This window comes from Bacteroidales bacterium (assembly GCA_023229505.1).
In the GTDB taxonomy this organism is placed as follows: domain Bacteria; phylum Bacteroidota; class Bacteroidia; order Bacteroidales; family JAGOPY01; genus JAGOPY01.
In genome coordinates this window covers 12,873-36,604 of the sequence record JALNZD010000011.1, presented here as the reverse complement: position 1 = coordinate 36,604, position 23,732 = coordinate 12,873, and the positions used below count along the sequence as shown (strand labels likewise).

The window sequence follows — 23,732 nt, the reverse complement described above, 5'->3', positions numbered from 1 at the left end:
TTTATTCTTCCATAGTGCATTTCACCCCGACCTTCTCTCAAACACTTAAAATGACATCCACAGCCATGAAAACATTCAATAAGAATCTGATCCGTATTAGCATATTATTTCTGCTTTTTACGACATATGTTATAACTTTAGCACAAAATACATTTGTTACTGTTAATGGACTTTTGAAGGACGCCAAAACCGATGAAAAAGTTAGTTTTGCCACAATTACTGTTCCTAACACGAGCATTGGAACAGTATCAAACTCCGAAGGGGAATTCACTTTAAAAGTGAATACATCGCTCAATGCCGAATACTTTGAAGTATCGCACCTGAGTTATGCAACAGCAAAGTTTAAAATAAGTGAAGCAGTCGGAAAAGACAAAACATTCTATCTTGAGATTCAGCCTATCCAGCTAAAAGAGATACCTATAGTGCCGAAAGATGCACGCGGAATGGTGGAAATGGCTTTTAGAAACATCAGAAAGAATTACAGTGAAGTACCTAACATGATGACCGGCTTCTACCGTGAGTCCATCATGCAGCGCCACGATTATCTTTCAATTTGCGAAGCTGTTATTGATATTTATAAAGCTCCTTATTCAAGTATGCAGGACGACCAAGTGAAAATTTACAAAGGCCGCAAGGGTACCAATGTGAAAAAAGCAGATACCCTTATGGTTCAACTGCAAGGTGGTCCAAATGTTTCGATGTTGCTTGATATTGTCAAAAATACCGACCTCAGCATAGCTTTGGATAACCTTGATAATTACCAGTTCGAATTTGGGTCGATGGTAAATATTGATAATAAACTGAACTGGGTAATTACCTTCTCGCCTAATATTGTAAAAGAAGAGCCGCTTTATTTTGGAAAGCTCTACATCTCGCAGGATAACAAGGCAATAACCCGGGCTGAATTCAGCCTCGATCTCAATGATGAAGCCAAGGCTTCGCGCGTTTTTGTTCAGAAAAAACCTATGGGATTGCTCTTTATGCCGACTTCGACCAGCTACCTGGTAACCTATAAAGAACAAAACGGCAAATACTACCTCAACTATGTGCGCGTCGATCTGAAATTCCGTTGCGACTGGAAGAAACGACTATTCAAAAATTACTATACTGTGATGTCGGAGGTGGCCATTACAGACAGGCGTGAGGATAATATCATTAAATTTGCAAACCAGGAAGTTTTCAAGTCGAACATGGTTTTTACCGAAAAAGTTCAGGATTTTACAGATGTTGATTTCTGGGGTGAACACAATATCATTGAACCGGAAAATTCTATCGAAAATGCCATAAAAAAGCTTTCGAAAAGCATGAAGAAATAAATATAAAATATCGGATTTCAGATGTCCATTATTCAAATGGAAAGTAGATGGGTTTTCAATAATAATACAAAATGTTTCAACTTTGTTTAAACATTTCTAAGATAAAAATCTCTAAACATCTTATTATCTGTTGCATAGAGATTTCATTGTTGCCCGACTAGTGGACAGAGCTGATGATTTTACAAGTCCACGCTGAAGCAAATCGACCATCTAATTCTGTTGACAGATGGGAAGTTACTCTGGTATTTTAAATCGACGCAGACTGGTCAATTTGGTCAGCGTATGAAGTAAATGGAAGAGCCTAAAGGAACTATAATATTGAATATGAATTATCCTTTTCATGATGGATGATTATTAGATGATAAGTCAATGTTTACAGATCAGAAAGATCAATCTTTAGTTCCGTTCCGTCGTATGATATTACTTTGTCAGGTATTCCGTCGAATTTTAATTTTTCTGGTTTGTCTGTAGATACGACAACAACATTAAATGTCCTTTTTTCAAGCATACCGTCAAATCTCCCTTCACGCCTGCCGATGTTCAGGATTTTGGAAGATTCGTCATATCTGAATGAAATTGTCGCAAAGGCGCCTATTTCATAATTGTAATTGATATTTTCATCTTCGTAAAGTAAAAACTGTCCGTCTTTACCACTGAAAACAAAAAAGGTGACAGGATCTGCAGGTTTTTCAGCTGCATATTGAATATGTGGACCGACAGGCAAGATTGCACCTTCCCTGACAAAGATTGGGATATATTGTAATGGCGCCTGGGCATTTATGGTTTGTCCACCCTGGTAATAACGGCCGGTATAGAAGTCGTACCACCCACTGGCGGACGGCAGGTAAACCTCACGTTCACGGGATTTATACCTGCAAACAGGATTGATCAGAAGGTTTGGGCCAAACATGTATTGGTCCAGAATGTTGAGGACATTTTTATCGCTTCCAAAATCCATGACCAAAGGGCGGATGATGGTGTAATCGTTCAGCCAGGTTTGTCCCGCGAGCGAATAGATGTAAGGCATCAGCCGGTAACGCAGCACATCATAAGATAGCATTGCCTGATACGCGGGGTGGTTTTCAGGTGCAATATTAAAAATTTCGCGGTATGGGTATTGTCCATGTGAGCGAAAGATGGGTACGAATGTGCCGAACTGGTACCATCGGGTCATTAATTCACGCCATTCTTCCTGGTCGTTCTCCGTTGGATTCATATACCTGTTTTCTACTGCGAATCCCCCAATGTCCATGGTCCAGTATGGGACTCCTGAGATACAGAAGTTCAGCCCACATGGGATCTGGGCTGCCATGTCATGCCAGCGGGCTGCAATGTCGCCACTCCAGTTGGCCGCTGCATATCGTTGTAAACCCGCGAAGGCAGACCGCGTGAGAATATACACTCTTTGGCCGGGATCGGTTTTACGTTGTCCCTCGTACACGGCCTTGGATTGCTCTAGTGAGAAGGCGTTGAAATATTTAGCTGCGGGACCTAGGGCTGTGGGATTCATCAGCGCTTTACGTTCATCCATAGGCAGGTTGGAACAAATATCGGGCTCGGTGGCATCGAGCCACCAGGCGTCAACGCCTTTACTGAACAGTTTGGCATTGATCTGGTCCCAGAAGGCCTTTTGAGCATCGGTATTGTAGGCATCATAGAACGTGGAAACATAGCCCAGCCAGTCTTTCCGGTCCTTCTCAACATTAAGCCTGTATAACCAGCCTTTATTATCCATTTCTTCGAAATTTTCTGTCCCTTTATAATATTTCGCCCACACTGAAATCATGAGGTGTGCGTTCAAAGAATCGTGCAGCAGTTTCATCATTCCTGCAGGGTCAGGGAACCTGGAAGCCTCAAAATTGTGGTCGCCCCACTTGTCGATCGGCCAGTACTGCCAGTCGAGGACAATGTTATCGATAGGGATATTCCTTTTTCTGAATTCGCGCATCACATCCAGGAGCTCGTCCTGTGTTTGATAACGCTCCCGGCTTTGCCAGAAACCCATGGCCCATTTGGGCATCACCGGGGCTTTACCGGTGAGGGTGCGATAGCCGCTGATCACCTCATCCATATTCTGACCGGCAATGAAATAATAATCAATCTGATCAGCAGCTTCAGAAAACAACGTGATCCTGTTTTGTTCTTCAGCAGGCAGAGGTGTCAAATATTTCAACGTGATATAAGATTCGCCGCCGTCCGGGATCCACTCGATTCTCAGGCTATATTTTTTACCGGCTTCCATGGGAAATTCAAACCGGTTGGAGGAGGGATTCCAGCACTGGCGCCAGCGATCAAACAGCAGTATCCCATCAATCCACAGTTTTGCATAGCCTGCAGAGGTAAACATGAACTTATGAATGCCTGTCTCATTTGACTCGATGGCTCCTTCCCATGAAACAGCTCCTTCCCCGAGATTAAAGCCTTCAGGAAATTTTACAAGGTCAGGAATGAACTGGTAATTGATTTCCTTTTCCTTGCGAGTGAGAAAGACTTTTTTCAGGTCATTTCTGTCGGCGTACACTGCCGTCAAACCCCCTTCATTACCATCCTTATCGTAAAGTTTTAATCCTGACAATTCCATTAGCTCGCGCACATCCCCGAATTTGGTCCTGGAGTAATTATCCCATAGTATACCATAATTTCTGGAAGAGATGAGGAAAGGAACAACTGCCTGGGTGTTGTATTGAAACAAGTCCGCGTCTTTTCCTTTCAGGTTCAGGTATGAAGTCTGATTTGCACCCAATCCGTAAAGGGCCTCATCCTCTCGTGTTTCAAATCGCTGTATTATAGAAAGGTACTCTTTTTGGTCAAGTGTAATTGTTTCGAAGTCTTTACCTCCGCCTGATTTTTCAGCAAGGATAACATTGCCCTGGGGATCCATAAATATGACCTCGCCTGTATTCATCATTATCTGTGCCCGAATCAACGCAGTTTTCAGTATCACGGATTCCCCTTCTTCGCTGACGGTAAATTCCGGTCGTGACGGAAGAGAATCCAGTACGATCAGGCTTTTCATATCTTTAAATAATTCACCAGGTAATGAGGAAACATGGATAATGTTGTTCGTAATTACCTGTAAACGAACAGCATGATCGATTTTCTCTCCCTGGTGCTTCACATACACAATGAGCCCATCAGGAGTTGTTTTATACTGTGCATGGTTACATGAAACCATTAATGCCACGAATAACAGGCTGGTTATCTGGCTGATGTGCAGGAAACGCTTTTTCATATTTTCTATTCGTATTAGTACTTTATTTTCTTTGAAAAGATAGCTATCTGTTTTCTTATTTCAAGGTGAATTTTCCCACCCTAAATTTACTCTTAAATTTGTCCACTTTTGGCTGAAGATATACAATTTATATTTGCCATAATAATTATATATTTTGTCCTAATTATCCAGCATAAAATTGCCTTATTCACTTTTCTTTGTTAATAAATCCATCATGTTAGTATGTTGTTTCTTGGAATTGATATTGGCAGTTCTTCGATAAAAGTGAGCTTATTTGATGCCGACCAAGGTATATCAATGGCAACTGCCTCTTACCCTCCTGACGAAATGCAGATCATATCCAAAAATAAGGATTGGGCCGAACAAGATCCTGAAGTCTGGATGATCAATTTAAAAAAGGCAATACTTTTGCTCAAAGAAGGTTATTCAGGCAATTTACATAGTGTCGGGGCCATAGGGATAACTTACCAAATGCACGGCTTGGTTGCTTTAGATAAATCAGGCAGGCTTGTCAGAAATTCAATTATCTGGTGCGATAGCAGAGCGACCGGTATTGGTGACAAAGCTTTCCGGGATCTCGGCGAGGAATATTGCCTTTCACATTTACTGAATTCACCGGGTAACTTTACGGCTTCCAAGCTGCGATGGGTGCAACTTTATGAACCGGAAAATTACGAGCGGATAAATAAGATCATGCTCCCCGGCGATTATATTGCTTATCGCCTGACCGGTGAGATATACACAACTTCATCCGGCCTGTCAGAAGGTATCTTCTGGGATTTCGAGGAAAATAAACTTTCCGACAAATTACTTCATTATTATGATATAAGTAAGTTGATGATCCCGGAACAAGTAGATACGTTTTCAGATCAAGGGCGATTGACTGAGGAAATTGCCAGAGAACTCGGATTAAAAAAAGGAATACCGGTTGCTTACCGGGCCGGGGACCAATCCAACAATGCTTTCTCTTTAAACATACTGGAACCGGGAGAGATTGCAGCTACAGCGGGTACCTCCGGAGTGGTTTATGGAGTGACGGGAAATAAGTGTTATGACCCTTTATCAAGAGTGAACACATTCCTCCATGTCAACCATACTTCAGAAAATCCTCGTTATGGTGTACTAATATGTCTTAATTCAACTGGTATACTGAATGCCTGGGCAAAACATCAACTTACCGGCAATAGCTTAAACTATGAGGAAATGAATGAAATTGCCTCAAATGTACCGGCCGGTGCAGAAGGACTTAGGGTATTTCCTTTTGGAAACGGGGCTGAAAGAATTTTGCAGAATAAAAATATCGGGGCTTCCATCTTCAGACTCAATATAAATATTCACCACAGGGGTCATATGTTTAGGGCTATGCAGGAAGGTATCGTTTTCGCCATGTTTTACGGAATGGAGATCATGGCCGGCATGGGTCTTGATAAAAAAGTTATCCGGGCCGGGAAGGCCAATATGTTTCTGAGCAAAGTTTTCAGGCAATCACTGGCGGATATCTCCGGAGCAAGAATTGAGTTGTACAAAACTAATGGTGCTGAAGGCGCAGCCCGTGGCGCAGGCCTTGGAACTGGTTATTATAGCAATGCACGGGAAGCCTTTCGCAATCTGGAAATTCTTGAAGTAGTGAAGCCACAGAAGAATATACTACTCATTGAAGCTTATCATAATTGGAAAGATATTCTCATGAATCTTATCAGGAGTGAATATTATATATAAATCGACAAAATCCCTTAAAATGCAAAAAGAATACTTTAAAGATATCAGCAAAATCAAGTTTGAAGGGCAATCTTCTAAAAATCCCCTGGCATTTCATTACTTTGATCCAGATCGCATGGTCGACGGCAAACCTATGAAAGAACACCTCAGGTTTGCCATGGCTTATTGGCATAGCTTCCGCGGAACCGGCGAAGATCCATTCGGAAAGAGGACTATAAATTATATCTGGGATGACATATCAGATCCTCTGGATAGGGCAAAAGCCAGGATGGATGCGGCATTTGAATTCCTGGTAAAATCAGGAATAGATTATTATTGTTTTCATGATTTTGACCTTGTCGATGAAGCTGAAACAATCCTTGAATCAGAAAAATTGTTACAGTCTATTGTTAAATACGCGAAAAACAAGCAGGCGGAGACTGGAAAACGATTATTATGGGGCACAGCCAATCTTTTTTCTCATCCACGCTATATGAACGGTGCAGCCACTAACCCCGATTTTAATGTGGTTGCACAAGCTGCAGTTCAGGTTAAGAATGCCATAGATGCGACGATAGAACTGGGCGGGACTAATTATGTCTTCTGGGGTGGCCGCGAAGGTTATCTTTCCCTGCTAAATACCGATATGAAAAAGGAATTGGATCATTTGGCAAAATTCCTGGAGATGGCTCGTGATTACGGGCGAAGAAATGGTTTTAAAGGTACATTTCTTATCGAGCCCAAACCAGCCGAACCTTCCAAACACCAATACGATTTTGATGCAGCAACGGTTATAGGCTTTCTAAGGGAGTATGGCCTGGACTCTGACTTCAGACTGAATCTTGAGGTGAACCATGCGATCCTTGCCGGTCATACATTTCAGCATGAGTTACAGGTAGCGGCAAACGCGAACCTGCTGGGCTCTATTGATGCAAACAGGGGTGATTACCAGAATGGTTGGGATACCGACCAGTTCCCCATTAATATTTATGAGCTCGTTGAAGCAATGCTGGTAATACTTGAAGCCGGTGGCCTGGGAAAGGGTGGAATCAATTTTGATGCTAAAACCCGAAGGAATTCAACAGATAAAGAGGATTTGTTTATCGCGCACATTGCTGGTATGGATGCTTTTGCCCGCGCCTTAATCGCTGCCTCGGGCATCCTGTCAAATTCTGACTATAAAAAACTTAAAGAGCACAGGTACTCCTCCTTTGACAATGGCAAAGGAAAAGAATTTGAAGATGGAAACCTGACTCTGGAAGGCTTAAGAGAGTTCGCTATAAATCAAGGCGTAATCAAATTAAAGAGTGGTAAACAGGAACTTATGGAAGCGATTATAAACCTTTATGTTTAAGTAATATAAATGATGAGTAGTAAATTGACAGATGAAAATCAGGGCAGTAAGTGGTATGTTGCTGCCATCACTTTCACCGCCACACTGGGCGGCCTGCTTTTCGGTTACGATACAGCAGTCATATCAGGAACTGTCAAGTCACTTCAGGCATTCTTCCTGGATGGCCTGTCTGATAACTCTTACCAGGCTGACCAGATTGTAGTTCAATACCGAATGTTGATCATCCTGGTATTGTTATCGATTTCCCTGATCCTTTCCAGCTTGTTGTTCAGGATGTACAAGCGAAAAAAAGCGATATGGATTGCTGCGATTTTCATGTCGATCATCATTTTGACTGCTGTTCTTTATTACGCCCGGCCGGTGACGATTGATGAGACAATGATTAACTCCATCAAAGGATTCACAGTATCAAGTGCGCTGGTCGGATGTATCATTGGCGGAGCACTGGCAGGCAGGGTCAGTACAACCCTGGGAAGAAAAAAAGGTATGCTGCTGGCCGCATTCCTTTTTGCCATATCAGCTATTGGATCAGCTTTACCTGAGCGGTTAAATGTTTTTGGTACCCAGGATATAATTTCATTCATCATTTATCGTATTATTGGTGGCATTGGTGTAGGACTTGCTTCGATGCTGGCTCCGATGTATATTGCCGAGATCTCACCTGCACGAATGAGGGGCAAGCTCGTGTCATGGAACCAGTTTGCCATCATTTTCGGAATGCTGGTTATTTATTTTGTAAATTATTTTATTGCTTTGGGTAAGCCGCAGGAATGGATAGATACAATTGGCTGGCGCTGGATGTTTGCATCGGAACTTGTCCCGATCGTAATCTTTCTCCTGGCCTTGTTATTTGTCCCGGAAACACCAAGGTACTTAGTTATGATCAACAAAGAAGAAAAAGCGGCTGCAGTCCTTAAGAAAATCAATGGTGCTCACGAGGTCGCCGGTATTCTTGATTCTATAAAGGATTCTTTTAAAACCCAGTCAAGATCTTGGCTTCATTTTGGTTGGGCAGTCATAATTATTGGCATAATGCTTTCCGTTTTTCAACAGTTTGTCGGTATCAATGTTGTTTTGTATTACGCGCCCGAGATCTTCAGGACGCTTGGTGAAGGGACCGATTCCGCCTTATTGCAAACCATTATTGTAGGAACCATTAACTTATTGTTCACAGTAGTTGCCATTGTCACCGTCGATCGCTTCGGCCGGAAGATCCTAATGATCATTGGTGCGATAGCTATGGCATTGTCGATGTTTGCACTTGGAATGGTTTTCTATACGCAGACTTCAGGTATTACGGCATTAATCTTCATGTTGATGTATATAGCCGGATTTGCCATGTCATGGGGGCCTGTGACCTGGGTCCTGCTCTCTGAAATATTTCCGAACTCAATCCGGGGAGCAATGGCGCTTGCAGTTGCGGCCCAGTGGATTGCAAATCTGCTTGTTTCCTGGACCTTCCCTGTATTAAACGACAACAGCTGGTTAACCTATCACTTCCACCATGGATTTGCATATTGGATATACAGTTTCATGGGAATCCTGGCGGCTATCTTTGTATGGCGTTTCGTTCCGGAGACCAAAGGAAAAAGTCTCGAAGAAATTGAAAAAATCTGGAAACATTCACAATAGAATTTACTCTCCGTTACAAACCAAAATGGTTTTTCCAGGGGAAAACTACTTCACTGCCAGTTTAACAATTGCCGGTTTCAGCCCTTCAGATGTGGCTTTGATAATCGGATATCCCTCAATATTCTTTGATTGTACTATTAAAAGGCATTTACCATTAAAAGCTTTTCGATAATTTGCCTTGAAAGGTTCATGACTGGTTTGACACCCGTTATCCACCCCTGCAATGGAAACCATATCCGGAACTTCAAAATGTATCAGGTTATCTGCATAAGGGACCAGGTTGTTTTCATTATCTAATACATTAACGGTGATAAAAGCAAGATCAGTACCATCCGCTTTAACATTATCTCTGTCAGCTATTAATTCTAGTTTGGCAGGTGATCCGGCAGTGTTAATAATTACCTCCATTATTTCACCAGTCTTGTTTTTCCCTTTTGCTTTAAGACTGCCCGGTTCAAATGTGACCTGCCACTGAATATGAAGGTCATCGCCTTGCTTAGATTTGGATCCCTGTGATTTGCCATTAATAAATAATTCTACTTCATCAAAATTTGTATATGCCCAAACGTCAATTGTTTGCCCTTTTATCCAATTCCAGTGTGGGAATATATGCAGGACTGGTTTATCGGTCCATTCACTTTGATACATAAAGTAGGAATCTTTTGGAAAACCGGCAAGATCAATCAGACCAAAGTAACTGCTACGTGATGGCCATTGATATGGTGTCGGTTCGCCTAAATAATCGAAACCTGTCCAAATAAACAGACCTGATAAAAAATCATGTTTCCTGATCAGCTTCCACGTATCAGCATGCGTCGATCCCCAAGGCGCCATGCAGTTATCATATGAAGAACAGCTGTTATCCGGATTTCCTTCATAAAATGCCACATCCCATCTGTCTGGCCAAATGCGGATACTGTCGCTGGGCATATCATACATTCCCCTCGAACTTAATGAAGAATTGGTTTCTGTAGCTATAAAAATTTCACCATTAAATTTTTCAGGAAATTGTTCAAATGTTTGATGGTGATAATTAAATCCAATGAGATCGAGAACCCCCGATTTGATGATGTAATTGTGAGGTTCAGGATCATTAAGTCCTGATGTAACCGGCATTTCGGGGGCATATTTTTTTACGATAGCAGCAAGCTCCTTAGCTATAAATATACCCGTGGAATCCCATTGTTCCAATATTTCGTTTCCGATACTCCAAGAAAAGACAGAAGGGTGGTTACGATCGCGAAGAAGATGGTCGGTCAGATCTCGTATATGCCACTCTTCCCAGCACCTGGAATAATCGTTGTCAACCTTTTTTTTTGCCCATACATCGAAGGTTTCATCAATGACAATGAATCCCATTCGATCACATAGGTCTAACAATTCAGGAGCAGGGGGATTGTGTGAGGTTCTTATGCTGTTGCAGCCCATTTCTTTTAATATCTCCAGCTGCCTCTCAATAGCGCGTGCATTAATGGCAGTGCCCAGAGCGCCAAGATCATGATGGTTACATACTCCACATATTTTTATTGGCTGCCCGTTCAGGATAAATCCTTTCTGTGAATCGAATTTGAAGGAGCGTATTCCAAAAGGTGTCTCATAAACATCTATCTTATCCTTACTGAGCCTGAGAGTGCTGACGGCTTTATAAATACAGGGTTTTCCGATACTCCAGAGTTCAGGCGAGTTGATCAGAAATTTTTGAGTCAGTTCATAAGTGTTTTTTAGGTTAACCTGGACATTATATGACTGTATGGCAATAACATTTTCATTTTCATTAAGAATCTGAGTTTCCACTTTCACTTCCTTATCTTCACCGGTAGTATTTTTAATAATAATGGATAATTCGACCTGAGCAGACTTTTCGGAAACCGAGCGGGATGTAATATGCGTACCCCAGAGGTCAATATGGACCGGATGCATTTTTTCCAGCCATACATTACGATAGATTCCTGAACCACTGTACCATCGCGAATTTGGTTGGTCAGAATTATCGACGCGAACAGCAATTACATTCTGAGCTTCACCAAACTTCAGGTAGGGACTAAGGTCATATTGAAAGCTTATATATCCATTTGGGCGTATACCCAATAATTGTCCGTTCAGATAAACTTCACTATTATGATAAACACCATCAAAAGTTATATATATCCTTCGCAGGGAGTCAGACTCCGGAAGCCTGAAAGTTTTTCTGTACCAACCGGTACCTCCCGGCAATGCTCCACCTCCGATGCCTGCAGGATTGTCTTTGCTGAATGTTCCTTCAATGCTCCAGTCATGTGGCAGGTCCAACGAACGCCAATGAATGTCGTTGTATTCAACCTTGCTGTATGAAGAAGAATCTTTGAGTTCAAATTTCCAGGCATGGTTAAAATCAGTTTTTTCCCGCGTTATTTCAACCTCCTTGCTGCATGAGCATAAGAAAAATAAAGCGGCTGATACAAGGATATTGGTAATGATTTTCCCGGCATTTATCATTAATTTTTTCATCCTGTAATTATTTTTTATCACCGAAAACGATTCCTCTTCCGGCCGTACTCCGGTAAACCCTGCCAAAAACATTCATATCGCCCATGATGAACTGCCCGTTAGCCAGACTGCCGAACTGATGATCGTCGTCATTGATTCTGACCCAGGATTTACCTGCATCATCACTGCGATATGGCGCCAGGACATCGTTTTTTGCAGTTTTCCCATAAATGAAGATGGATGGGTAATTGCTGCCGTTGGGACCCTTACCCGTTCCCACGGCCTCACAATAGGTTACGGTTTCAATTTTTTCAAATATAAGTCCATAGTTCTTAGTAATATACAATCCCTGCCCCTTAACAGCGATCAAGACCTGGCCTTCATTGTCAGGAACTGAACGAATAATAGTGTTGCCACCTGTAAAACTTGTCATGGTCGTCGTAAACGTCTTTCCTTTATCCAGGCTTTTATAGAATTTACCAGAGGTTGAATAAGCATAAATAGCGTTGGGATTAACATAATCGGCTACTGGTGACAATGCACCGCTTATACCTTCGCATGCTGTCCAGTTCTGGCCAAGGTCCAGCGTATAGTATAATGTAGAACCGGACGAGGGGGACCAAAGAATGCACTCACCATCAGCTGAGACCGCCACGCGTCCCCTGTATTTTCCCACTGCTGTTGTAAAAATCCTTGACCAGGTATCTCCATAATCATCAGAATAATATAAGGCCCGATCTTCAGCATCTCCGCCGGCACGAACGACAAAGTTTGGTTTCTGTGCTGCGTAGGCTACTCCAGTGGACGTACCAATTGACGGGTAGTGTATTTTTTCCGGATATTTAGTGATATCTTTATGCATGAAACCATCGTAATCGCCAATGACCGATACCAAAGGGCCTCCCGGGATACTCACCAGGTCCAGCGGGACGGTCTCTTCCAGTCCTTTTGATGCATTTTGCCATATTGGGGCTCCGGAACCTAGATTATTGGTCACGTAAACGCCATTTCCGGAAATGATGAAGGCACGGTCTTCATTATACGGATCAATCTGCACATCTCCGGCCCAATGTATGGCAGCTTTGGCTGTCCAGGCTATATCACCGGGATCGGTACCTGAACCTCCGTCCTGGAAGAGCCTTGTCCATGTCAATCCATCATCGGTACTTTTATAAACTTCATCACCCCATGCCGATCCCTGGTTGATCCACTTATTCATGCTGGTGGCAATCAGCCTGGAGTGGTCATCGCTGATTGATATTCCACTGAAAGCTGTACCCGACTCTGGTGTGATATTCGTCCAATCGCTGCTGGCAATATGGTATTTCCATAAACTGCCGGTCGAACAATTCCATGGCCCTTCTGCATCCGCGTAACTCACATACAAGAATCCGCCAGCCAGCAAACTTCTCATAGGCATTTGATTTGTCGGGGCATTGGCCACTGTCTGCCAGGTATTCCCGCCATCATGGCTGACAAACAGATTATTGCTCCCTGAACGTGAAACACCAACAAAGATGTTTTGTGTCGCTGATCCCGGAGTCCCTTGTGATTCATCAAACCGGACAAAACAAATGCCATTCCCATTGGCTGTTGACGCAACAGGGAAAGTACTGATCTTTTGCCAGTTATGCCCTCCGTCATTGCTCTTCCACAGGCCATTTTTACGGGTTCCGCAGAACAAAATATCTCCCTGGTTAGGATCCACGACCAGCCTTTCTCCATTCTGCCGCCCCATTCCATTGCCATGGAATTTAAACATGGATGTAACATCAACTTTTTCAAAGGATTCGCCATAATCATCGGAAATAAGGATACAGGATAATCCGCTGTTCCAGTATTCTGTTCCCGCAGCGATGTAAACTTTTTGAGGATTGGCCGGATCAACAGCGATGCTTTCTATACCCAGGAGGGATGTTTCATCCGGACCGACAAAATCAGTGAGCGGTTTCCAGGATTTGGTCTCTTCTATCCAACGGTACGCTCCACCCACATCTGTACGCAGGTATATCAGGTTTTTCTCTGAGGGACAGGTTATGATCCCTGTAACGAAGCCGCCTCCACCAATGGCAACGCTCCCCCATTTATAGTCCCCTGCTATGGTCGGAACACCGGTCCCGGGGTCAGGATCAGGATCATTGCCATCCGGATTATTTTTCTTGCAGGAAAAAATCATTGTCGCTATTACAAGATACAATACCAGGAATGGCATAGTATTATGTATTAATTTAATATGTTTTTTAAGCATCATAACTGACAGGATCAGCGCTTATTAAAACATGAAAAAGGGAAATTAAGAGGTAATACGAGATTGCCTCTTAATTTCCGCAAAATGGGTCGATTGATATAATTACCTTTTGACCAGCTGGACAGATGAAGATTCGTTTTTATCGCCATTTTTCTGACCAAGCCATATACCTTCAGATGTGTAAGGATTCCCGTCGATGTCCCACTGAACATCAACTACCGGAACTGAAGTTCCTGTAAGGCTGATCCAGACAAGCGAGAATTCATCCACAAGTGCTGTTCCGAAGGTGATCACGCCTTCCGACACGGTATAAGTATTTGCGATGCCATTCAGCGTGCATGTACCATCACCGTTGAATATGTATTCTTTGGCATCGCCTGCCGTAAAGATTGAATCTGCATTTGAAGCGTCCCAGCCGACCAATGTTTCAATCATTTCCGCGCGGGTGGTCCATCCGTTAAGCCTTGTCCCTCCTGATTCACCAACTTCCGGCCATCCGATCCAATCCTGGGCAACCTGTGCATAATGCCAGGTACCTACCAGATCTGCGGCAGTAAATGTGGTAAGAATCGGCTCATAATACTCTACCGGTATAATGACGATACTTTCATAAATGTTTTTTTCAACGAAGTTGTATATTAACCAGCAGACCCCTTCTCCATGGACATCCTGGTCACGGGAAACAGCCAGGCGCAGAACCGTATCACTGATATCATAGATCTTATAATGCTGCCAGTCGGAAATGCCGGTAATGCCATCCACTTGAACCTCATTGACAATCGCGAAAGGCTTATAGCTTCTTAAGATAGAACCACCGGTGATGGTAATCGTGCGGGTATCCCAATCCAACACATAAGTACCATTTTCCGCGGGTTCTTTCTTCTTGTCGGCAATAAAATGCTTGCCGCCGATCAAGTCGAAGGACATGATGCCATAACCTTCCGTCCCCGGCCAGTCCATACGTACATTTGCCGAATCAGGATCAAATGTGAAAGCGAGATCTGCGTCCCACAACCAGCAATCATTCTGGTCAGCACACTCGAAGGTGACAAAATTCCAGGAGGTTCCCAGGAAAGATAATGGCCCGGGATGTACCTTTGCTTCAACATCAAGCACCCACTCTTTTTTATGGTTATAGCCACCGGTGAGATACTTCCAGTAATCTGTGTCATAAACAGTTGTATCCCCAACCAGCACCTCCACATCAAAAGGAACTGACGTTAAAGTCTGCCCCCCCGTAAGAATGCTGCAGGTAAACGAGAATGTCCCGGCTTCGGCAAATGCAACGTCAGCCTTTTGGTCTACAGCCGGGTAATCGGTACCACTGTATGTCCACCAGACATTTCCGGTAAGCGTTGTCGTGAATTTGACGACATTTTGAACTACAGTGTAATCAAAATTTGTATGAAGGACCGGTGTATAATCTATCGGTTCTTCTTCTTTATCCTTGCATGATGAGAATGCAAAGACTACTAATAACAAGATCATAAGGAAACTTGTTAAATAATGGAACTTTTTCATGTTAATGCTTTTTTAAGTTTATAAAAAATGATAGACACATATAATTATTCATCTTGTCAAAGATCTGTCACCAACCGTTGTTCTGCTGCAAAACCCCGCCGGAGAGAGTGATTTGATTGTAAGGGATCTGGCTAAGTCCGCGTGTAATGATAAGGTTATTGCCATAAATATTTTTCGGGTATTCCACTCCACCGGTCATGACAGTACCTGAATAAGCAACTTTACTGGCAGCATATTGCAGGGTATGATCATAGCGGAGCAGATCCCAATACCGGATTCCTTCAAATGCAAATTCCAGGCGGCGCTCTTCAAAGATTGCATCTTTATCCACGCCGGCTGCAGGTCCCAGTCCGGCCCTGGACCTTACCCTGTTCAGATAATCCAGGGCATTCCCGCTTCCCAGTTCTGCTGCCATCAGCAGGACATCTGCGAACCTGATGATAAAATAATCCTGGTACTGTCCAATCATGAAATTCACTCCTCCAAGTTCTTCGGCCACGCTGTTACCAGCGGTATCGCATAAGGGGATGTATTTTTTAGTGAAATACCCGGTATATTCTTTGACATCATTTATTTCAGTATAATCTATTCCTTCTTCTTCAATAGCCATAATAGATGCTTCACGACGGGCATCAGCCGTATCCCATGTGGCATAAACCCATGAGGGGACAGTGCAAGCCCCCCATCCATAGCCATAACCACTTTCCGGCCAGTTCATTTTCCTCAGGCCATACATCACCATCCAGTGATTCCCGTCAGTATTTCCGTCATAATTGCTGGTATAAGTGTATTTGATGGCAAATACTATTTCCATGTTATTCTCTCCCGCATAAGTAGTTTCGTAGATAGGATTTCCGGCTTGGGCAGCCTCGTATTGTGCAGCAGCAGGCCACAGATCGGAGAAATTACTTACCAGGTCATGACCGCTGTTAGAAATGACATCCTCAACAAGAGCTAAAGCATCAGCTTTAGTGACCTGTCCCACAAGATCGTCTTTGCCATAATACCCGGTATAGAATAAGTATACTCTTGCCAGCATAGCTTTCGCAGCCCATTTTGAGGCATGACCGTATTCAGATGAAGCCAATTGCCCGTATTGCTGGGCTTTTGCATGATCGGCGGCAAACAAAAGGTCTTCGGCAATCACCTTATAGATCTCATCAGGTTCAGACTGCGGGATGTTATCACTTGAAGGCTTGGTAAGCAGGGGGACCCTTTCCCAGAGCCTTACCATGTCAAAATAAAAATAAGCCCGCAGAAACCTGGCTTCTGCTTCTATTTCGAACTTCAAATCGGACTGGTTGCCCCAATCGACCTGATCCAGTTTCATGATCAGCGTATTACACCTGAAAATGCCTTTATAATAGTTTTTCCAGTTAGGTTCATACAGGTTGAGATCAGATGGGGAAACATTCCTGTCAAAGTCGTCTATCATAGGATAGCCATCGCCATCTCCCGCGCCTGTGCCACCAAAGCATAGATCTGACATGACATCTGCGGCAACCGGCATTGCAACGCCGTCTGAATAGATCAGCTGCAATGCATCATAACAGCCTACCAGGGCTTCACTGGCTTCTTCAGGAGTGGAATAATAGTTAGCATCGGTTTTTTCGGTAATTGAATCGGTATCAAGAAAATCCTTTGAACAAGATACGAGTAAGATTATTACCATTAAGAGGGATATGTTTTTAATCGTTTTCATGATCATCATTTTTAAAATTTGACATTCACTCCCAATAACATGGTTCTCGGATGCGGGTAAAAACCCAGGTCAATGCCTGATGAGAACTTATCCGTGGCGCCATTATCAAATCCATAACCCACTTCAGGATCCATCCCTGAATATTTTGTGAACGTGTACAGGTTCTGCACCGAAAAATAAATCCTGAGCTGGCTGATATAATTGGCTTTAATTACCTTGATCAGATCATAGCCCAGGGTGATATTACTGATGCGCAGATAACTTCCATTTTTTACAAAAATGTCAGAGAACTTGTAATTAATATTGTTATTGGTTACTCTCGGGATGGTATTTGACGTGCCGGGACCTGTCCAGCGGTCCAGTATTTCAGTTGTATAATTGGTATACCTATCGGTCTGGCTGCGGTAGGATTGCACGATCTGGTTGCCTGCCACTCCAGTGGCAATTAACAGAAAGTCAATGCCTTTATAATCGCATGAAAAATTCAGGCCATAAAGGAAATCAGGTATTGGATCCCCGAGGTCCACCTTGTCCAGGTCATCAATGACAGCATCATCGTTTTGATCTATATATCTCAAATCACCGGGTTTGGCATTGGGTTGTATGATTGTCCCATCTGAACTGATATGTTGGGAGACATCAACCGTGGTCTGAAACAAGCCATCTGTTTCCCAACCCCAGAAATATCCAATCGCATGGCCTGACTCCGCCCTGTAGAATTCTGAAGAATTGTTGTACAAGGTATTTGTGGCGCCATGAATGATACCATCTTCGGTAGGTATGTCGGTCACATTATTTTTATTATAAGCCCCGTTCACGTTGATCTGGTAATTGAAATCCCCTGCATTTCCATTGTATATCATGGCAAGTTCAACCCCTGAGTTAATCACATTACCTCCGTTGATATATGGGGCGTCGGTTCCTGCTGTGGCATAAGTAGGTGCTTTAATTAACCAGTCTTTAGTAACCTTTCTGTACCAATCGAAATTGATTTGCAGTTGACTGTTAAAAATCCTGGAGTCGAATCCAATATTGAGCTGTTCTGAAGTTTCCCATTTCAAATTCTCATTGGAAAGGCGGCTCGGATAAGAACCATTTTCACTCACCCCTTCCTCGTCGCCGAAAACATATGAGGCCTGGGTAAACTTAATCGGAGAGAGGTAATTAAACGGATCAGTTTTACAGCTTCCATTTTGCCCCCAACTGGCCCGGAGTTTCAGGAAATTTATATAGCTGTTTACTCCATTCATGAACGGCTCATTAGTCATGATCCAGCCGGCAGAAACCGAAGGAAAGTATCCCCACCTGTTGCCTTCGGCGAATTTGGAGGATCCGTCAGCACGGAAAGTGGCATTCAGCAGATAAGTTTCTTTTAAATCGTACTGGATCCGTCCGAAATAGGAAAGCAACTTGTCTTCATCATTTGGTTTCCCCTGAATTTTCATCTGTGCAGCATTAGACACATTCGTGGCGTTATTGAGGTAAGCATGGGCCAGGTCATTAAATGCCAGATCAGTGTTTTCCGAGTACATAAAGGTTCCATTATACTTATATACCGTCATCCCGGCCATCGCCACAATCCGATGAACACCAGATTCGAAGTTATAAGTCAATAAATTGTCATAATTCAATGCCAGACTTTTTTCCATAGTCTGTGATGTTTTCGAGAAATTCGAAAACGAGTAAACAGATAACTGGTAAATGGGCGTGAAGTCTCTTTCTCCCCTGCTATACTGATCAATTCCCAGGGCGGTACGGAATTGCAGGTTCTTCAAAATGTTAATTTCGACGAAAACATTACCTACCATCTTCTGGGAATTCTTGTCATTTTGATTATTATAGTACATGCTGCCATATGGATTTGCCTCCTGGTCGTTCCAGTAAGAATTACCATCCTGATCCAGGATGGTCTCATCCGCCGTATTGAAAAACTCACCGTTGTCATCGTAAACCGGTAGCAATGGACTCGAATTAAAGGCGCCTCTCAGGGTGTTGTCATACTGATTTCCGACGCTGATGCCATTGTTTTTCACATAGGCAAAGTTGAAATTTTCTCCGACTTTAATGATACCATTATACAAACTATGATCTGAATTGATCCTTCCCCCAAAACGATTATAATCAGAAAGGTCTGAGCCACCGACAATCCCTTCCTGGCCAGTGTATGACATGGACATTGAATAGGAAGAAATTTCGTTGGCTCCCATCATGCCAATGACATAATTCTGAGTCACTGCATTGCTGACAAACATCTCATCCAGCCAGTCAGCACTAGCATAACCATCAGAGGTATAAGCCGGAAGATTATTCACGTCGAAAGGAAGTTTAGAGGGGCTTCCGCCGGAATTTAAGTACTGCTCATTGATGATCGCTGCATACTCTTCTGAATTCAGCATGCTGATTTTCTTTTCCCGGTTCTGAATTCCATAATATGCATCAAACGTAACCAGGGAATTGCTGGACTTTCCTGAGGTGGCAGTGACATGTTTTCCCGTCCTGGTGGTAATCAGTATAACACCATTAGCGCCACGGTTGCCATAAATGGCAGCGGAGGCTGCATCCTTCAGGACGTCGATCGATTCAATGTCTGCAGGATTTAAAAAATCAATATCGCTTGTAGGAACGCCATCGACTAAATAAAGAGGCGAGGCATCTCCAATCGTCCCCAATCCGCGTATGGTTACTTTTAAATCCTCGCCAGGCTGACCTGAAGTGGATGTGATATTGACTCCGGGTGTCAGCCCCTGAAGTGCTTGAATGGCATTTATCGTATTACGCTGCTCCAGGTCTTCTCCTTTAACCTGGTCAGTAGCACCTGTAATAAGTTTTTTCTTCTGGGTCCCGTATCCGATAACTACAATTTCATCAAGCTCGGATATTTCCTCAACGAGTGACACATTTATTTCCAGGCGGTCGCCAACCAATACCTCCTGGGTCTGATAACCTATAAATGAAATCATAAGCACATCCTGAGGACTTACCAAAATACTGAAATTTCCATTAATATCCGTAGTCGTTCCCTTATCCGTCCCTTTGACGACAATATTCACTCCTGGAATCGTAATTTCATCCGCAACACTTTTGACTGTGCCAATAATTGTTTTCTCCTGAGCAAATAAATCAGCCTGGAGAAGGAAGAATGAAATCACAGTCAATAATACCAAAAACCATTTCTTCGGTATGTTTTGATGCGAAGTAAGTTTTGACTTTTCAAAGTGTGGTTTTCGTTGCATATTAATTAGAGATTATGATTCACATCCCTTAAAATTAATGAATTTTTAACAAATATTTAGAGTAGAAAGATATTTTTTTATGGAAATTTGAGCCTGATAGTCTGATATATGTTAAGGTTGCTGTATTAAATGTCAACATGGATATAATATATCTGCCGGCAATAAATTAACCTGATAATCCGATATTTTGATGATTTTCCCCGATTTTAATCACTCTTTATTAACTTTGTGTAAATATGCATAAAAAAAAAACCGATCAGTTTAAAAATATGGCCAAAAAGTAGTAATTTTTAGCCAAATTCAAAGATGCCATATGTCTACAAGAGCTTTAGGGTTAAACTATTTCAAAGATGACAATTGCCCGGTTATTCTTTACCGGGTCGACAGAAAACATGAAATAACGCACGAACATGACCTGACAGAAATCAATCATTATCATGATTTTGTGGAAATTGTGATAATAATTGACGGCCAGGGAGTCCAGGTTGTGGAAGCTCATGAATACCTCGTTTCTGCCGGAGATGTGTTTGTTTTGCAAGGCAATCAAAGCCACTATTTCAAAGAGGCCGGAAAGGTGGATATCGTAAATGTTATGTTTGAAGAGACCAAGAAAATAAACCTGATTCCCGACCGAATTAAACAACTTGAAGGTTACAATGCTTTGTTCATCCTGGAACCGAATTACCGGGAAAGGGATCATTTTAAAAACAAATTAAAGTTGAACCGGGAAGAGTTAGCAAAAATTGAATCGATAATCAATGAAATGTTCCAGGAAATGCAAAATAGGGAAGAAGGCTATGATATTATTTTGCGTAACCGTTTCCAGGAACTAATTGTTTTACTTTGTCGGCACTACACGAAGATTGGGTCCACAGAAGCCAGGTCGCTTATAAGGATAGGCAAAGTCATCGAATTTCTCGAGAATAATCCTGACAGGAAAATATATATCAAAGACATGGCCAGCTTAGCCAATATGTCAGTAAGGAATTTCCAACGAAATTTCGTTCGTGCGCTGGGACTTTCACCGATTAATTATCTGATACAGGTAAGATTGCAAAGGGCAAGAAAATTATTGCGGGAAACAGATCTTAAAATAATGGATATAGCCGATATCACCGGTTTTACAGACATCAGCCACTTTATTAAATGCTTCAAAAAATATTTCAAGGTTACTCCTTATAAGTACCGTATGCAGTTTTTAAATGATATTCCTCCGGAAATGAGTTCAGAAGCAGAGCCGGAAATCAAGCTCAAAGGCCGGGCGGTTTGAAATATAATGTATCATTTTAACCTAATATATTCCCGGGGCTGACCCTGCATGCCCAAATGATGCAACTACTGAACCTTTTCGGATCACATTGGGTTACTAACCATGCACCTTGTATTTCAAAATCACTATTTTTTTTTCAGATTTACACCATCCTTTACCTGACCGATGATTATCTGTAATTTCCCCTGAACATCGGAACCATCATTAGCAGTGGCTATTACAGTAATTGTACCGTTGTTTTTGGCGGTTAACAAACCATTTGAGCTTATAAAAGCAACTGTTGTATCACTTACTGACCAGGCAATAGTTTTATCGGTAGCATTTACCGGTGATACCATTGCTAACATTTGCAAAGTATCGCCATTGTCCGCAATAGTATTTAATCCGGCTTCACCATTTGCAGCTATACCAGTTACTTTAACCTATTGGTCAGAAGCTGTTGGAACTCCTGAAACATCAATAGCTACAACGGAGTTAATTGAATTTGGGGCAATTACAGGCACAGATATCCAAATGTACCCAATACTGTCGGTATAATTTAATAATGCGGTTGTGTCATTCAATAAGTATATTTTGTTGATGGTATTCGTAAGAGATGGAATCTTCAATAATCCGCTTACTGGCCATGAAAAAACATGAGCGTACAGTTTTCCCGGTTTCCTGGTATAAAAGCCCCACTTCGGTTCAGTGGTGTATGGACTTCTGTATGTCCCATAAATACTCTCACCATACACACTCATCCAGTTTCCCAAGCCGTTTATAATAGATATGGTTTGGTCTGTAACGGTACCATCACCCTTGGGCCCGATATTTAGCAAGTAATTACCATCTCTTGATATAACTTTAACCAATTCCCATATCAGGGTTGATGGAGTTTTATAAGCATTGTCCCCGGCATTATAGCCCCAGGAATCATTCATGGTCTGGCAGGTTTCCCATGGCCTGCTTAATGGGGCATCAGGCACTTGCTGTTCAGGACATTCAAAATCCCCTATACCAAAGCTTCTGCAAATCCGCTCATTAATAATCAGGTTTGAATCCAATCCTATAAGGTAATTATACAGGTCAATCCCATCAAACTTTGTCCACCATGAAGACAGTGTCGCTGCCCCGGAATTTTTGGTCCAATCTCCATCAAACCACAGAACAGCCGGATGATATTTCGTTATCAGTTCACTTAATTGAGTTTTCATATCATTGATATATGCATATCTTTCGTAAGATGAAGCCATATCTGAATAATAAGATGAACGATTAACCCGCTGAGAGGGGTGATTCCAATCCAAAATGGAATAGTACAAACAGAACTTAATTCCCTGCGCTTCGCAGGAGTCCTTCAGTTCCCGTAAGATATCCCTGGTCTTAAATGCTGTAAAACCGGGCAAATCGTATAGCTTTGTCCCAGCGGCATCCTTAAAGCTTTCAACCGCTGTTTGCCACATACAAAAGCCTTCATGATGCTTGGCCGTTATAACAAGGTATTTCATACCGGCAGTTTTAGCCAATCGTACCATGGCTCCTGCATTGAAACCAGTTGGATTGAATTTAGCCGAAACCCGGGTTTGGTATTTTGCTTTCGACCAGTTTTCAGAGAAAAAAGCCCATTCGCCATGACCAAGGTATGAATAGGATCCAAAATGTACAAACATTCCAAAACGGGCTTCGTACCACCATCCCATTTTTGAGGGAACAGTGTACTGCGCGGTAAGGTTTTGAGCTAATACCAGCAATGATATAAATAATAGACTTAAAAAACCAATATTACTCTTCATTAAATTCTCTTTCTTAAAACCATTGTCTTTATAAGGGTAAAAGTGTATGTCTTCTGCATAAACTGGACAAATAAGGATCGATATTTAAGGCGGTATTTAGGATCATTGATGACATAAAGTTAATTTGGTTTTTTTTAATATTCTGACTTTCTTTCTTTAAGGGGTTGCATTTTTATTTTCTTTCTCTTCTTCACTTTTTTATCAGCCCTTCCAAAGTAAACATCCGCAGGAGTGCAACATTTATAGAAGGTACGTGACCTCCCCCCAAAAAACCGGAGAATTATAAAT

At 42.4% G+C, this 23,732-nt stretch carries 13 protein-coding genes; 5 read left to right on the top strand and 8 right to left on the bottom strand.

The window, feature by feature from the left end:
* Positions 1 to 65 precede the first annotated feature (65 nt).
* Positions 66 to 1,316, top strand: coding sequence for a carboxypeptidase-like regulatory domain-containing protein (locus M0Q51_05620; protein ID MCK9399458.1), 1,251 nt, complete (start codon positions 66 to 68; stop codon positions 1,314 to 1,316).
* A 373-nt stretch (positions 1,317 to 1,689) separates the two neighbouring features.
* Here M0Q51_05620 and M0Q51_05615 read toward each other — a convergent pair whose 3' ends face one another.
* On the bottom strand, positions 1,690 to 4,548 hold the full coding sequence (locus M0Q51_05615; GenBank protein ID MCK9399457.1) for a DUF5110 domain-containing protein: 2,859 nt from the start codon (positions 4,546 to 4,548) through the stop codon (positions 1,690 to 1,692).
* A 222-nt stretch (positions 4,549 to 4,770) separates the two neighbouring features.
* Here M0Q51_05615 and M0Q51_05610 point away from each other — a divergent pair, with 222 nt between their 5' ends.
* Genes M0Q51_05610 through xylE form a run of 3 tightly spaced genes read left to right on the top strand, consistent with a single transcriptional unit; the run spans position 4,771 to position 9,232 of the window.
* On the top strand, positions 4,771 to 6,267 hold the full coding sequence (locus tag M0Q51_05610; protein MCK9399456.1) for an FGGY family carbohydrate kinase: 1,497 nt from the start codon (positions 4,771 to 4,773) through the stop codon (positions 6,265 to 6,267).
* 19 nt (positions 6,268 to 6,286) lie between these two features.
* Entirely contained in the window at positions 6,287 to 7,600 is a 1,314-nt protein-coding gene (xylA, locus tag M0Q51_05605; protein MCK9399455.1) for a xylose isomerase, read from the top strand.
* A gap of 9 nt (positions 7,601 to 7,609) precedes the next feature.
* Positions 7,610 to 9,232 (top strand): D-xylose transporter XylE, encoded by a 1,623-nt coding sequence (xylE, locus tag M0Q51_05600; protein ID MCK9399454.1) that lies wholly within the window; start codon positions 7,610 to 7,612, stop codon positions 9,230 to 9,232.
* 45 nt (positions 9,233 to 9,277) lie between these two features.
* Here xylE and M0Q51_05595 read toward each other — a convergent pair whose 3' ends face one another.
* From M0Q51_05595 to M0Q51_05575, 5 genes are all read right to left on the bottom strand, one after another.
* Entirely contained in the window at positions 9,278 to 11,719 is a 2,442-nt protein-coding gene (locus M0Q51_05595; protein ID MCK9399453.1) for a DUF4982 domain-containing protein, read from the bottom strand.
* A gap of 7 nt (positions 11,720 to 11,726) precedes the next feature.
* Complete coding sequence (locus tag M0Q51_05590) at positions 11,727 to 13,910, bottom strand: hypothetical protein (GenBank protein ID MCK9399452.1); 2,184 nt, start codon at positions 13,908 to 13,910, stop codon at positions 11,727 to 11,729.
* Between the two features lie 138 nt (positions 13,911 to 14,048).
* A complete protein-coding gene (locus M0Q51_05585) occupies positions 14,049 to 15,467 on the bottom strand; it encodes a hypothetical protein (protein ID MCK9399451.1) in 1,419 nt (472 codons plus the stop codon).
* A 67-nt stretch (positions 15,468 to 15,534) separates the two neighbouring features.
* Positions 15,535 to 17,169 carry a RagB/SusD family nutrient uptake outer membrane protein gene (locus tag M0Q51_05580; GenBank protein MCK9399450.1) on the bottom strand — a complete coding sequence of 545 codons (1,635 nt, stop codon included), beginning with the start codon at positions 17,167 to 17,169 and terminating at the stop codon, positions 15,535 to 15,537.
* An 11-nt stretch (positions 17,170 to 17,180) separates the two neighbouring features.
* Positions 17,181 to 20,402, bottom strand: a complete 3,222-nt coding sequence (locus M0Q51_05575) for a TonB-dependent receptor (GenBank protein MCK9399449.1) — start codon at positions 20,400 to 20,402, stop codon at positions 17,181 to 17,183.
* Positions 20,403 to 20,715: 313 nt separating this feature from the next.
* On the opposite strand from M0Q51_05575, the gene M0Q51_05570 reads away from it, so the two are divergent.
* Positions 20,716 to 21,672 (top strand): AraC family transcriptional regulator, encoded by a 957-nt coding sequence (locus tag M0Q51_05570; protein ID MCK9399448.1) that lies wholly within the window; start codon positions 20,716 to 20,718, stop codon positions 21,670 to 21,672.
* Positions 21,673 to 21,797: 125 nt separating this feature from the next.
* On the opposite strand, the gene M0Q51_05565 is transcribed toward M0Q51_05570, so the two are convergent.
* Positions 21,798 to 22,019 (bottom strand): Ig-like domain-containing protein, encoded by a 222-nt coding sequence (locus tag M0Q51_05565; GenBank protein MCK9399447.1) that lies wholly within the window; start codon positions 22,017 to 22,019, stop codon positions 21,798 to 21,800.
* Positions 22,020 to 22,094: 75 nt separating this feature from the next.
* Positions 22,095 to 23,444, bottom strand: a complete 1,350-nt coding sequence (locus tag M0Q51_05560) for an alpha-L-fucosidase (GenBank protein ID MCK9399446.1) — start codon at positions 23,442 to 23,444, stop codon at positions 22,095 to 22,097.
* Positions 23,445 to 23,732 lie beyond the last annotated feature (288 nt).